This is a genomic window from uncultured Aquimarina sp. (assembly GCF_947492115.1).
GTDB lineage: Bacteria > Bacteroidota > Bacteroidia > Flavobacteriales > Flavobacteriaceae > Aquimarina.
Genome location: NZ_CANLMM010000001.1, coordinates 1,039,063 through 1,051,861, shown reverse-complemented (window position 1 = coordinate 1,051,861; position 12,799 = coordinate 1,039,063). Strand labels below are relative to the sequence as shown.

General features: G+C 33.4%; 13 protein-coding genes. 6 read left to right on the top strand and 7 right to left on the bottom strand.

Going from position 1 to position 12,799, the window contains the following annotated elements; translation table 11 throughout:
• Positions 1–4 precede the first annotated feature (4 nt).
• On the bottom strand, positions 5–349 hold the full coding sequence (gene arsC, locus Q1A73_RS04710) for an arsenate reductase (glutaredoxin) (protein WP_299602250.1): 345 nt from the start codon (positions 347–349) through the stop codon (positions 5–7).
• A gap of 9 nt (positions 350–358) precedes the next feature.
• Positions 359–1,457, bottom strand: a protein-coding gene (gene prfB, locus Q1A73_RS04705; protein ID WP_299602248.1) for a peptide chain release factor 2 whose coding sequence is annotated in 2 segments (ribosomal slippage) — positions 359–1,393 and positions 1,395–1,457 — 1,098 coding nt in all. Because the reading frame shifts where the segments join, the coding sequence is not laid out codon by codon here.
• 108 nt (positions 1,458–1,565) lie between these two features.
• On the opposite strand from prfB, the gene Q1A73_RS04700 reads away from it, so the two are divergent.
• Both Q1A73_RS04700 and Q1A73_RS04695 read left to right on the top strand, forming a co-directional pair.
• On the top strand, positions 1,566–3,977 hold the full coding sequence (locus tag Q1A73_RS04700) for a zinc-dependent metalloprotease (protein WP_299602247.1): 2,412 nt from the start codon (positions 1,566–1,568) through the stop codon (positions 3,975–3,977).
• A 53-nt stretch (positions 3,978–4,030) separates the two neighbouring features.
• Positions 4,031–5,047: a GntG family PLP-dependent aldolase gene (locus tag Q1A73_RS04695; RefSeq protein ID WP_299602244.1), complete on the top strand. Its 1,017-nt coding sequence runs from the start codon at positions 4,031–4,033 to the stop codon at positions 5,045–5,047.
• Between the two features lie 55 nt (positions 5,048–5,102).
• Here Q1A73_RS04695 and Q1A73_RS04690 read toward each other — a convergent pair whose 3' ends face one another.
• Entirely contained in the window at positions 5,103–5,423 is a 321-nt protein-coding gene (locus Q1A73_RS04690; RefSeq protein ID WP_299602241.1) for a YegP family protein, read from the bottom strand.
• Positions 5,424–5,657: 234 nt separating this feature from the next.
• Here Q1A73_RS04690 and Q1A73_RS04685 point away from each other — a divergent pair, with 234 nt between their 5' ends.
• On the top strand, positions 5,658–6,761 hold the full coding sequence (locus Q1A73_RS04685; RefSeq protein ID WP_299602238.1) for an OmpA family protein: 1,104 nt from the start codon (positions 5,658–5,660) through the stop codon (positions 6,759–6,761).
• 64 nt (positions 6,762–6,825) lie between these two features.
• Here the strand turns inward: Q1A73_RS04685 and Q1A73_RS04680 are convergent, their stop codons facing one another.
• Positions 6,826–7,149 carry a YbaB/EbfC family nucleoid-associated protein gene (locus Q1A73_RS04680; RefSeq protein WP_299602236.1) on the bottom strand — a complete coding sequence of 108 codons (324 nt, stop codon included), beginning with the start codon at positions 7,147–7,149 and terminating at the stop codon, positions 6,826–6,828.
• 147 nt (positions 7,150–7,296) lie between these two features.
• Between Q1A73_RS04680 and Q1A73_RS04675 the strand changes: the two genes are divergently transcribed.
• The 3 genes from Q1A73_RS04675 (at position 7,297) to Q1A73_RS04665 (ending at position 11,896) form a co-directional block, all read left to right on the top strand.
• On the top strand, positions 7,297–9,357 hold the full coding sequence (locus tag Q1A73_RS04675; RefSeq protein ID WP_299602234.1) for a S9 family peptidase: 2,061 nt from the start codon (positions 7,297–7,299) through the stop codon (positions 9,355–9,357).
• Between the two features lie 91 nt (positions 9,358–9,448).
• The gene (locus Q1A73_RS04670; protein ID WP_299602232.1) at positions 9,449–10,489 is read left to right on the top strand and encodes a cysteine synthase family protein; all 1,041 of its coding nucleotides are present in this window, start codon (positions 9,449–9,451) and stop codon (positions 10,487–10,489) included.
• 147 nt (positions 10,490–10,636) lie between these two features.
• Positions 10,637–11,896, top strand: coding sequence for an aminotransferase class I/II-fold pyridoxal phosphate-dependent enzyme (locus Q1A73_RS04665; protein ID WP_299602230.1), 1,260 nt, complete (start codon positions 10,637–10,639; stop codon positions 11,894–11,896).
• 62 nt (positions 11,897–11,958) lie between these two features.
• Here the strand turns inward: Q1A73_RS04665 and Q1A73_RS04660 are convergent, their stop codons facing one another.
• The 3 genes from Q1A73_RS04660 to Q1A73_RS04650 form a co-directional block, all read right to left on the bottom strand.
• Positions 11,959–12,135: a hypothetical protein gene (locus Q1A73_RS04660; protein WP_299602228.1), complete on the bottom strand. Its 177-nt coding sequence runs from the start codon at positions 12,133–12,135 to the stop codon at positions 11,959–11,961.
• Positions 12,136–12,236: 101 nt separating this feature from the next.
• Positions 12,237–12,431, bottom strand: coding sequence for a hypothetical protein (locus Q1A73_RS04655; protein WP_299602226.1), 195 nt, complete (start codon positions 12,429–12,431; stop codon positions 12,237–12,239).
• Positions 12,432–12,518: 87 nt separating this feature from the next.
• Positions 12,519–12,710 (bottom strand): hypothetical protein, encoded by a 192-nt coding sequence (locus Q1A73_RS04650; protein WP_299602224.1) that lies wholly within the window; start codon positions 12,708–12,710, stop codon positions 12,519–12,521.
• Between the last annotated feature and the right edge of the window lie 89 nt (positions 12,711–12,799).

Genomic DNA, 12,799 nt, shown 5'->3' with positions numbered 1-12,799 from the left:
TTTTTTATTGTAGAATATCCAACACTTTTTCAGGTGGTCTTCCAATAATAGCTTTATTATTTTTAATAACAATAGGCCTTTCAATTAATTTAGGATGACTTACCATAATTCGTATTAGTTCGTCATCTTTGATCTCTTTTCCCTTAAATTCTTGCTTCCATATAGCTTCATTAGTTCTTACTAGTTCTATTGGTTTTATATCTAATAAGTTAATGATATCCTTAAGCTTATTTTCAGTTAGAGGAGTATCCAGGTATTTTATAATTTCTAAATCTTCTTTTTTATCTTCAAGAATTGCTAAGCACTGTCTTGATTTACTGCACCTTGGATTGTGATATATTGTTGTCATAATTATTTTTTAGTCTTCATTTTTTTGTCCCATCATCATAAGGTATGCTTTCAGAAAAGCGTCAATATTTCCATCCATGACTGCATCTACATTACCAGTTTCTTCAGCTGTTCTTACGTCTTTTACTAATTTGTAAGGATGCATTACATAATTACGTATTTGGGATCCCCATTCGATTTTCATCTTAGAAGCTTCAATCTCGTCTCGTTGAGCTTGTCTTTTCTTAAGTTCCAATTCAAAAAGTTGAGATTTTAGCATTTGTAATGCTTTTTCTCTATTATCATGTTGGGATCTGGAATCGGAACAAGATATTTGAATTCCCGTAGGGAAATGCGTAAGCTGAACTTTAGTTTCTACTTTATTTACATTTTGTCCACCAGCTCCACTGGACCTAGATGTAATGATTTCATAGTCCGAAGAATTAATATCTATTTCAATACTGTCGTCCGCCAAAGGGTAAACATATATTGAAGCAAATGAAGTATGTCTTTTTGCATTGCTGTCAAATGGAGAAATACGCACTAAACGATGAACACCATTTTCTCCTTTTAACCAACCAAAAGCATATTCCCCTTCGATTTCTAAAGTCACTGTTTTAATACCTGCAACATCACCTTCCTGATAGTTCAGCTCTTTTACCTTAAAGCCTTGTTTCTCTGCCCACATTAGGTACATACGCATTAGCATACTTGCCCAGTCACAACTTTCGGTTCCACCAGCACCTGCTGTAATCTGAAGAACAGCGCTCATGCTATCACCTTCATCACTAAGCATATTCTTAAACTCAAGATTTTCGATTAAATCAAGTGCTTTTTGATGATTGTTGTTTACTTCTTCTTCTGTAGCATCCCCTTCTTTATAAAACTCAAATAGGATTTCGAGATCATCAATAAGGCTTACACCTTTTTCATACTCAGAAACCCATTTTTTTTCAGAGTTTAAAGCCCGCATTATTTTTTCCGCTTCTTGGGCATCGTCCCAAAAATTTGGAGCATACGTTTTTTCTTCTTCGTTAGCGATTTGGATTAGTTTGGCATCAATGTCAAAGATACCTCCTTAACGCAACCAGGCGCTCTCTAAGATCTTGTAAAGTCTCAGTATTGATCATATTTTGATTGTTTTTTGACAAAAATAGGATTTAACAATTCAGTAGGAAATAATTTTGCTATTATTTTATAGTTTTAATTCTTTTGTAATTCACATTAATCATTTTTAAATGAGACTATATTTTTCTTGCTTCTTTTTAATAGTTGCTCAATCACTTTCAGCTCAATTTTTAGATTCACATAAAGAATTAAAATCATATAAAGGTTTCTTCGATTTTCATTATAGCGAAGATAAAGATGCCATTTATTTAGAAGTAGATAAATTGGATGAAGAGTTTTTATATGTTCACTCGTTAGCTTCGGGTCTTGGTTCTAATGATATTGGATTGGATAGAGGGCAAATAGGCAATGGTGTTATTGTAAAATTTGTTAAAGCTGGAAATAAACTACTCTTGGTTCAACCGAATCAAAGATATAGAGCAATAACAAATAATAAATTAGAAAAGAAAAGTGTTGAACAGGCCTTTGCGAAATCAGTCTTGTTTGGTTTTAAAATAGAGGAAAATAAAAATGGTTCTTATGTAATTAATTTTACTCCTTTTTTGATGCAAGACACACATGGAGTTATTGATAGACTAAAAAATCAAAATGAAGGTAATTATAGTATAGACAAGAGCAAAAGCGCATTAAGTTTGGAAAGAACTAAGGCATTTCCAAAAAATGTAGAGTTTGAAGCACTTTTGACCTATAAAGGAACTCCCAAAAGAGGTAATATTTGGTCAGTTGCTCCCGATGCTAAATTTCTTACGGTTACTCAACACCACTCTTTTGTGCAGTTACCAGATGATAATTATAGAAAACGTGAATTTGATCCTAGAAGTGGAGCACTTTCTATATCATATTTGGATTATGCCACTCCGATACAAGAACCTATCGTTAAGAGATATATTAAAAGACATCGATTAGAAAAGAAAAATCCAGAACTAAAGATGAGTGAAGCTAAAGAGCCTATCATTTATTATTTGGATCCTGGGACGCCAGAACCTGTAAGGTCTGCATTATTAGATGGCGCTAGATGGTGGAATCAGGCGTATGAAGCGATTGGTTTTAAAAATGCTTTTCAGGTAAAAATGCTCCCATCTGATGCGGATCCCATGGATTTACGATATAACGTAATTCAATGGGTGCATCGTTCTACACGTGGTTGGAGTTATGGAGCAAGTGTGGTAGACCCAAGAACAGGAGAAATTTTAAAAGGGCATGTAAGCTTGGGAAGTTTAAGAATTCGTCAGGATTTCTTAATAGCGCAAGCATTATCTAATAAACCTTTTGCTAATAATGATGATAATTACAAACTTATGTTAGAAATGGCTTTAGCAAGAATAAGACAGCTATCTGCCCACGAAGTGGGGCATACTATAGGTTTTGCTCATAATTTTGCAGCCAGTACTAGTGATAGAGCATCTGTTATGGATTATCCGCATCCTACCATTAGATTAAAAGATAATCAAATTGATTTTTCTGACGCTTACGATACTAAGATAGGAGTTTGGGATAAAGTAACTGTAGCTTATAGCTATGCTGAGTTTAATAGTAAAGCTGACGAGAAAAAGGAATTAAATAAGATTTTAGATGAGGCTTATGCTTCGGGTTTACGTTTTATATCTGATAGTGATGCAAGACCGCAAGGAGGAGCTCACGGCTTAGCTCATTTATGGGATAATGGGAGTAATGCTTCTGAAGAATTAAAAAGTGTTTTAGAAGTAAGAAATCATGCGATTAAAAATTTTTCTGCTGATAATATTAGAACTGGGGAGCCTTATTCTGTTTTAGAAGATGTGTTTGTTCCATTATATTTTTTTCATAGATATCAGACGGAGGCTGCTGTAAAATTAATAGGAGGTCTTAATTATAATTATGCAACAAAAGGTGATGGACAAACGATTGTAGAAGTAATTCCGGTAAAAGAACAAAAGAAAGCGTTAGATCAGATTTTGAATACCATATCTCCTGAAGTTTTAGCAATTCCAGAAAGTAAACTAGGGTTATTTCCACCTCGTGCTTTTGGTTATAATCGCACTAGAGAGTCTTTTAAAAGTAAAACAGGAGTAGGGTTTGATGCCTTAAGCGCTGCATCTACAGCAAGTGATATGAGCTTATCTTTGTTGTTAAATAGTGAAAGGGTGTCTAGATTGGTGCAGCAGAGAAGTTTAAATAAAAATGCGTTAGGGGCATCTGAGGTGATCGATAGATTGATACAACAAGTGTTTAATTCAGAATCAAAAAGTGATTATTATAATGAAATACAAAACGTTGTAAAAAATAATACGTTAAAGCATTTAATGAAGTTAAGTAATGATAAAAACGCATATCCTCAAGTACAGGCTATCGCTTATAATTCGTTGCAAAAAATAAGCTCTCTATTAAAATCTCAAAATACTAACGTATTAAATAAAGTTTATAATGCCTACTTTGTGAAACAGATAGAGAATTTTATAGCTAATCCTAAAGATTTTAAACCAATGTCATCACCTAAGATTCCTGATGGTTCTCCTATAGGAAGCTTTCAATGTAATTTTTAATTTCATTCGCATATTCTCTAAAAATCCTAAGAACTAATTACTTATTCTAAAATATGATTATTGATCTAAGAAGTGATACTGTCACTAAACCAACTTCTCAAATGCTTGAAGCGATAATGAATGCCAAAGTAGGAGATGATGTATATAAAGAGGACCCAACGGTAAATTTATTAGAAGAAAAAATAGCAACCATGTTCGGTATGGATATGGCTTTGTTCTTTCCTTCTGGTAGTATGGCTAATCAAGCGGCAATTAAATTGCATACACAACCTGGTGAACAACTTATTGCAGATAAATATGCTCATGTATATAATTATGAAGGTGGAGGTGTTTCGTTTAATAGTGGAGTGTCTTGTAAGTTAATTGATGGGCATAGAGGAATGATTACTGCAGATCAAGTAGAATCATCTATCAACCCACCAGATTTTTATCATAGTCCATTAACGAGTTTGGTGTGTATCGAAAATACTACTAATAAAGGAGGAGGAGCGTGTTACGATTTTGATGAAATTTTAAGGATAAAAAGTGTTTGTAAAGAACATAACTTGGGATATCATTTGGATGGAGCAAGATTATGGAATGCTGTTATTGCTAAAAACCAGGGTTTTCAACAGTATGGAGAAGTGTTTGATACGATATCTGTATGTTTAAGCAAAGGTTTAGGAGCTCCTATGGGTTCTGTTCTAGTGGGGAAAAAAGAATATATGCAAAACGCTATAAGAGTTAGAAAGGTATTAGGTGGAGGAATGAGGCAGGTAGGATACATGGCTGCAGCTGGGATTTATGCCTTAGATAATCATATGGATCGTTTAATAGAGGATCATAAAAAAGCTACAGAAATAGGTGAGGTGTTGCAAACATTATCCTTTGTAAAAAGCGTGGAACCTATAGATACCAATATTATTATATTCACTATAGATAGAAATGAAGAAGAGTTTATAGCACAGATGGCAGAAAAAAACATTCATTTTTATGGAATGGGACAAGGAAAGCTTAGGTTCGTTACTCATTTAGATTACACTCACCAAATGCATGAATATTTTATAAACGATGTGTTGACGAAAGTTTAAAATAAAAAAGGCTGTTTGATGATCTCAAACAGCCTTTTAATTCTAATTAAGAATTTTATATTTCTTTTGTGTCCGCTCCAGGAGCATTTTCTTTTACAGAATTTATTCCGTTTTCCATTCCTGATTCAGAAGTATACATTTGACTACTTCCAATTATTTGACCATTTCCTGCTTTTAGATTAAAATAAAACTTACCGTCTTTTGAAGTTTTTCTTTCATATCTGCCATCTTCAGATGAATTTTTCTGTACAGAAGCAATTCCATTAACAGCAGCGGCTTTACTATTATACACTTCGCTACTCAGAATTACCTGTCCGTTTTTGGCTTTAAGCGTAAAATGAAAATTAGATCCCTCTTTATTTTTGAGTTCAAACATATTATAGTTGTTTTTTAAAATGTTAACTGATTTCTATAAAAGTATAGAAATAAAAGGAAAAACAAAAATGATTAAAACTTCAAAAAGTACCTTTTTGAGTATTTTATCGAGTAAAAAAACAATACGTCGAAAATGACTTCTTTTTTTGGAATCTTAATTTTAACATTTCTTTTTGATGTGGATAAATTTGTACCTTTAAGTGTAACATAATAATAACCACAAAAATCATCAAACATGAAAAATCGTATTTTACTTATTTTCCTTGCATTCGTAGGTGTAGCTGCTCAGGCTCAAGACCTTCCTGCAAATCCAGAACCTGGAAAATGTTATGTACGTTGTACCACTCCTGATATTTACGAAAATCAAACAGTACAAGTGCAACTAACACCGGAGTACAGAAAATTAAAAACATTTCCTGCTACTTTCGAAACAGTAACTGAGAGAGTTTTGGTAAAAGAGGAAACTAAGAAGTTTACTTATGTACCAGCAAAGTATAAGAATGAAACGGTAACTTTTATTAAGAAGCAAAAAGCATCCAAGTTATCTGTAATTCCTGCAAAATTTGGGAAAGGTTCAGAAACTTTAGAAATTAAGCCAGCATATGCTCAATGGGAGCTTGGTTCTCCTGCTCCAGATTGTGCATCTAGTAACCCAGATGATTGTCGTTACTGGTGTTATAAAGGGTATCCAGCTGAATTTACTACGGTAGCTGTACAAACGTTAAGTTCAGATGCAACTACAAGAAGTACTCCAATAGATGAATTAACAAGTACTTATACTAAAAGAGTAATTGCTGAGCCTGCAAAAGTAATCGAAGAAGTGATTCCTGCAGAGTATGCAACGATTACTAAAACAGTAATGGTAAAAGACGCATATAGTGAGGAAGTAGTAGTTCCAGCTACATTTAAATCAGTAAGCAAAGAAGTGCTTACTCAAAAAGGAGGTTTAACTACTTGGAAAGAAGTTGAGTGTTCATTAGTAGAATATTCTGCGTTACCAATCAACTGGAATTTAGGTAGTGCTACCCTTACTTCTCAGGCAAAAAGTATAATCGATACTAGATTAATGCCAGTATTAGCAAACAATCCAGGAGCAAAAATGGAGATTGCATCGCATACGGATGCCAGAGGATCAAAGTCTAGTAACAAAAGTCTTTCTGAAAGAAGAGCGCAGGCAGTTGTAACTTATTTATTGTCTAAAGGTATAAACGGAAGTAGATTAGTAGCCAACGGATATGGAGAAACAAGATTAAAGAACAGATGTTCTGATGGTGTTTCTTGTACTGAGCGTCAGCATGCGGCTAACCGTAGAACTGAATTTAGATTGATTAACAACTAATTTACGTTAAAGAGTATAAAAAAAGGAAGCAATTTGCTTCCTTTTTTTATTTCTATAGACTCATTTATTTAAAAAGATCTAACCCTGGTATATTAGGCATTCCTTCTTTAGCAACTGCAGCTAATTCTGTCTCATTAACAGATGTAGCTTTGGCTATTGCCTTATTCATTGTTAGAATTAGATAATCCTCTAATTGTTCTTTGTCATTTAACAACTCATCTGCAATAGAAATGCTTTTAACTTCTCTATTTGCTGTAATGGTAACTTTTAGAAGATTGTCAGAACTAGATTCATCTACCATAACAGTGTCTAATCTTTTTTTAGTTTCTTCAACTTTTTTCTGGGTTTCCTTTAGCTTACCCATCATTCCCATCATATCTCCAAACATCGATTTTGTTTTTTTAGAATTTATTAAGAACAAAATTAGTATTTTACCTGTTAATAAACTAAGAGATTTATGCTAAAAGTCTAAGGGTTATATAAATGGTAACTCTTACTTTTGCATCTTCGTATAGTTCAAATAAATATCAAGAAATTGCAGATAGAAGTTAAGAATCCCGTTGCAGAAAAGAAAGCTACTCATTTAGAAAAACATGGTGATGTTCGTATTGATAATTATTTTTGGTTAAATGATAAGGAAAATCCAGAGGTAATTAAGTATTTAGAGCAAGAGAATGAGTATAATGAAAAGATGATGGGGCATACTAATGACTTCCAAAAAAGCCTTTTTGAAGAAATGAAAAGTCGTATCAAAGAAGATGATTCTTCGGTACCATATAAGCTAAATGGTTATTGGTATATAACGCGCTATGAAACTGGAAAGGATTATCCTATTTACGCAAGAAAAAAAGGAAGTCTCGATGCAAAAGAAGAAATTTTATTTGATTGTAATGAAGAAGCTGAAGGACATTCCTATTTTAAAATGGTAGGTCTAAATGTTAGTCCAGATAATACTTTAATCGCATTTGGGGTAGATACTTTAAGTAGAAGGAAATATACCATTAGAATAAAAAATCTAATAACAGGAGAAATATATCCTGAAATAATTGAGACTACTACAGGTGGAAGTACTTGGGCTGCAGATAGCAAAACCTTATTCTATACAAAGAAAGACGAGGAGACCTTAAGGTCACATAAAATATATAGGCATATTCTTAATACAGATTCATCTAAGGATATAGAAGTGTATCATGAGTCTGACGACACCTTTAATACTTTTGTGTACAAAACCAAATCTAAACAATATTTGGTAATCGGTTCCAGTAGCACTTTAACATCAGAATATCATATTCTCAAGGCAGATGACCCTACAGGTGATTTTAAGGTGTTTCAGGAGCGTATTAGAGGTTTAGAATATGGGATAGCACATTATGATGGTAACTTTTATGTGCTTACTAATGCAGATGAAGCCAAGAATTTTAAATTGATGCAAGTTTCCGAAGAAAATACTTCAAAAAAGTATTGGAAGGATCTTATTCCTCATCGCAAAGATGTATTACTAGAGGATGTGGATATTTTCAAGGATTATTTGGTGATCAGTGAGCGACATAATGGTTTGAATAAGATAAATATTAAACGATGGGATGGTAAAGAAGATTATTATCTTCCTTTTGATAATGAAACCTACACCGCTTATGTTAGCACAAATGTTGATTTTGACACTAAAATCCTAAGATACGCTTACAATTCTTTGACTACTCCTAATTCAGTAATTGATTTTGATATGGAATCAAAAGAAAAACATGTCAAAAAAGAACAAGAAGTTTTAGGCGGAAAATTTGATAAAGCGAATTATGTTTCCGAACGTGTTTGGGCAAATGCAAAAGATGGAACTCAGGTTCCGATTTCATTAGTATATAAAAAAGGAATTAAAAAAGATGGAAGTAATCCTTTGTTACAATATGCTTATGGATCTTATGGCTCTACGATAGATCCATATTTTTCTACAGTGAGATTAAGTTTATTAGATAGAGGATTTATCTATGCAATCGCTCATATTAGAGGAGGAGAGTACCTTGGTCGTTCGTGGTATGAAGATGGTAAACTATTTAAAAAGAAGAATACATTCACTGATTTTATAGATTGTTCTAGGTTTTTAATAGATGAAGGGTATACTTCTACAAAACATCTCTATGCTATGGGAGGTTCTGCAGGAGGGCTGTTAATGGGAGCGATCGTGAATATGGCTCCTGAGTTATATAATGGAGTTGTGGCAGCAGTACCTTTTGTTGATGTAGTTACTACCATGCTAGATGATACAATTCCGTTGACTACTGGTGAGTATGATGAATGGGGAAACCCTAACGAAAAGGAGTATTATGAATATATGAAATCGTATTCTCCATATGACAATGTTGTAGCTCAAAGTTATCCGAATATGTTGGTAACAACAGGTCTACACGATTCTCAAGTTCAGTATTGGGAACCTGCAAAATGGGTTGCTAAACTACGTGAATTGAAAACAGATGAAAATTTATTATTATTACATACTAATATGGAAGCTGGTCATGGCGGAGCCTCAGGAAGATTTGAAGCTTTAAAGGAGGTAGCCGAGGAATATGCTTTTTTATTAGATTTAGAAGGTATAAATCATTAATTAAAAAAATTAACGTAACTTCGTAATGTTTTTCTAACAGTTTATAGACTCCCCTCACTAAGTTCTATAAACTTGTTAAAACACAACCCTTATGAAAGAAAATATACAAGCTTATAATAATGTTTTAGAGCTTATAGGTGACACACCACTTGTAAAATTAAACAGAGTTATGAAAGGCTATCCTGGGAATTTCTATGCGAAAATAGAATCATTTAATCCCGGACATTCTACTAAAGACAGGATAGCATTATACATTATAGAACAGGCAGAAAGAAAAGGTATACTTAAACCAGGTGACACCATTATAGAAACTACTAGTGGTAATACTGGTTTTAGTCTGGCAATGGTTAGCGTAATTAAAGGATATGATTGTATTCTTGCAGTTAGTTCCAAATCTTCAAAAGATAAAATCGCGATGCTTAAAAACATGGGAGCAAAGGTGTATGTTTGCCCTGCACATGTCAGCGCAGATGATCCTCGATCGTATTACCAAGTTGCCAAAAGACTGCATGAAGAAATAAAAGGTTCGGTTTATATCAATCAGTATTTTAATGAGCTAAATATTGATGCTCATTATAATTCAACCGGTCCTGAAGTATGGAAGCAAACTGGAGGAAATATAACTCATTTTGTAGCTTGCTGTGGAACAGGAGGTACCATTTCTGGAACCGCAAGATATTTAAAAGAACAGAACAGCGATATAAGAGTCTTGGGTATTGATGCCTATGGATCCGTATTAAAAAAATACCACGAAACTAAAGAGTTTGACGAGGAGGAAATTTATCCTTATCGAATAGAAGGTTTGGGAAAAAACTTAATACCTACTGCTACAGATTTTGAGATTATCGATAAATTCGAAAAGGTAAGTGATGAGGATAGCGCCCATTCTGCTAGAGAATTAGTAAGAAAAGAAGGTATGTTTTTAGGGTATACTAGCGGTGCTGCAATTCAAGGTATAAAGCAATTAGCTAAACAAGGTGAGTTTGACGAAAATAGCAATGTTGTTGTCATATTACCGGATCATGGATCTCGTTATATGAGCAAAGTTTTTAGCGATGATTGGATGATGGAACAAGGATTTTTTGATAGCGTTCATGAAGAAGATGCTACCAAAGTCCAGTTTGTGAAATAAAATTTAATAAAAAATAAACTAGAGCATCTGATAGTTTACAGATGCTTTTTTTGTGAAAAATAGATATTGTAGTGAATTGGTATATTATTATGGTATCACGTCAATTTTCTGTATTTTCGCACACTTAAGAAATCAAATTTACGGTAGATGAGAGATTTATTTGATAAAATATACAAAGACAAAGGGCCTCTAGGGAAATGGGCGGATCAAGCAGAGGGATATTTTGTATTTCCTAAATTAGAAGGTCCAATATCAAATAGAATGAAGTTTCAGGGTAGAGAAGTAGTTACCTGGAGTATCAATGACTATTTAGGACTGGCAAATATGGAGGAAGTCCGTAAAGTTGATGCTGAGGCAGCAGCGGCTTATGGATCAGCATATCCAATGGGTGCAAGGATGATGAGTGGTCACACAGATCTTCATGAACAATTACAGAATGAACTTGCAGAATTTGTGCATAAAGAGGCTGCTTATTTGTTGAATTTTGGATATCAGGGAATGGTGTCTACCATAGATGCATTGGTTAGTAAAGACGATATTATTGTATATGATGTAGACGCTCACGCTTGTATTATTGATGGTGTTAGATTACATCAAGGACAACGATATACGTACAGACATAACGATATAGAAAGTATCGAAAAGAACCTTATGAGAGCTACTAGAATGGCTCAGAAAACAGGAGGTGGAATATTATTAATCTCTGAAGGTGTTTTTGGAATGCGTGGAGAGCAAGGACGATTAAAAGAAATCGTTGCTCTAAAAGAGAAATATAACTTTAGATTATTCGTAGATGATGCTCATGGTTTTGGAACTTTAGGTGCTACAGGAGCAGGAACTGGTGAAGAACAAGGAGTGCAAGACGATATCGATGTGTATTTTGCAACTTTTGCGAAATCTATGGCTAGTACAGGAGCATTCATCGCTGCAGATCAGGAAATTATTGATTATTTAAAGTACAATCTACGATCTCAGATGTTCGCAAAATCATTACAGATGCAATTAGTTGTTGGTGCACTTAAGCGTTTAGATATGCTTAGAACAATGCCAGAACTAAAAGCGAAGTTATGGAGAAATGTAAATGCTTTACAAAATGGATTGCGAGACAGAGGTTTTGATTTAGGAACTACACAAAGTTGCGTAACACCAGTATATTTGAAAGGTAGTATACCTGAGGCAATGGCATTAGTTAAAGATCTAAGAGAGAACCATGGAATCTTTTGCTCTATAGTGGTATATCCAGTGATCCCTAAAGGAATGATTTTATTGAGATTGATACCTACTGCTTCGCATACCTTGGAGGATGTAGAAGATACATTGAATGCTTTTTCAGCTATTCGAGAATCTTTAGAAAATGGAACTTATAAAAAGATGTCTGCTGCTCTTGCAGAAGCAATGGGAGAGTAGATTATATAACCGATTATATAATAAAAAGCGCTATTTAATAAAATAGCGCTTTTTTTGTTTTATTATGGACAGCTTAAAATCGCATACGCAGGATCAATACAGTCTCCTCCGCAACAAATATGTGTTCTAGGACATAATATACCATTACAGATGACTTCTCCATCTCCACCTTTAATTTTTTGTAATTCTTGTTTTTTAAGTTCTCGTACGTTGTCGATTTTTAAAATGTTTTTGATCATGATTTATAGGTTTTAAAATAAGTAATATTGTTTTTTAATAATGATTAATGAGAAGGACAAGCCTATAAAAATTGTGTTTTTTGATAGCTATGTGAATTACCTTAACAGTTAGGTAATTCAAATGCGATCAAGGGATTAAAACAAACTCCAGTACAACAAATATGATTTGTAATACAATCAGAGTCATTATAACATAAAGAACGCCCAGTGTTTAGATGATCACCTCCTTTGATATTTTCTTGTACCGTTCTATTTAATTTTTGTACACCTTGAATTTTTAGAATGTTGAGTAACATAATTGAGAATTTTAAGTTTAAAAATGATTTGTAATGAAATAATAGTGATCTACCTATTATTTATTAGTAATTAGAAGACTGTTATTCTTATCGGCAGTGATATTCTGGACCTTGTACACATCTTCCATTAACACAAGTACAACGACCATCTGTATTAATAGAACAGTCTAAGGTTAAAGGTCCAAAATTACAATATGGACTGCTACCACCGTTAATAGATAATTGTTGTTTCTTTTGGAGTTCTTTAACTCCATTTAAGTTTAAAATGTTTTTGATCATAACTATTTGGTTTAAAGAGATAATATTTCTTTCCAAAATAGCTTATAAATGGGGAAATTTTAAACTTTTTGTATTAAAAATCTATTAAA

What these genes read in the sequence shown, in the direction of transcription:
- Q1A73_RS04650 (WP_299602224.1), bottom strand. Translation starts at nt 12,710, where the DNA reads ATGATCAAAAACATTTTAAACTTAAATGGAGTTAAAGAACTCCAAAAG.
- Q1A73_RS04680 (WP_299602236.1), bottom strand. Translation starts at nt 7,149, where the DNA reads ATGTTTGGAGATATGATGGGAATGATGGGTAAGCTAAAGGAAACCCAG.
- Q1A73_RS04685 (WP_299602238.1), top strand. Translation starts at nt 5,658, where the DNA reads ATGAAAAATCGTATTTTACTTATTTTCCTTGCATTCGTAGGTGTAGCT.
- Q1A73_RS04665 (WP_299602230.1), top strand. Translation starts at nt 10,637, where the DNA reads ATGAGAGATTTATTTGATAAAATATACAAAGACAAAGGGCCTCTAGGG.
- Q1A73_RS04660 (WP_299602228.1), bottom strand. Translation starts at nt 12,135, where the DNA reads ATGATCAAAAACATTTTAAAAATCGACAACGTACGAGAACTTAAAAAA.
- Q1A73_RS04655 (WP_299602226.1), bottom strand. Translation starts at nt 12,431, where the DNA reads ATGTTACTCAACATTCTAAAAATTCAAGGTGTACAAAAATTAAATAGA.
- Q1A73_RS04700 (WP_299602247.1), top strand. Translation starts at nt 1,566, where the DNA reads ATGAGACTATATTTTTCTTGCTTCTTTTTAATAGTTGCTCAATCACTT.
- Q1A73_RS04690 (WP_299602241.1), bottom strand. Translation starts at nt 5,423, where the DNA reads ATGTTTGAACTCAAAAATAAAGAGGGATCTAATTTTCATTTTACGCTT.
- Q1A73_RS04695 (WP_299602244.1), top strand. Translation starts at nt 4,031, where the DNA reads ATGATTATTGATCTAAGAAGTGATACTGTCACTAAACCAACTTCTCAA.
- arsC (WP_299602250.1), bottom strand. Translation starts at nt 349, where the DNA reads ATGACAACAATATATCACAATCCAAGGTGCAGTAAATCAAGACAGTGC.
- Q1A73_RS04670 (WP_299602232.1), top strand. Translation starts at nt 9,449, where the DNA reads ATGAAAGAAAATATACAAGCTTATAATAATGTTTTAGAGCTTATAGGT.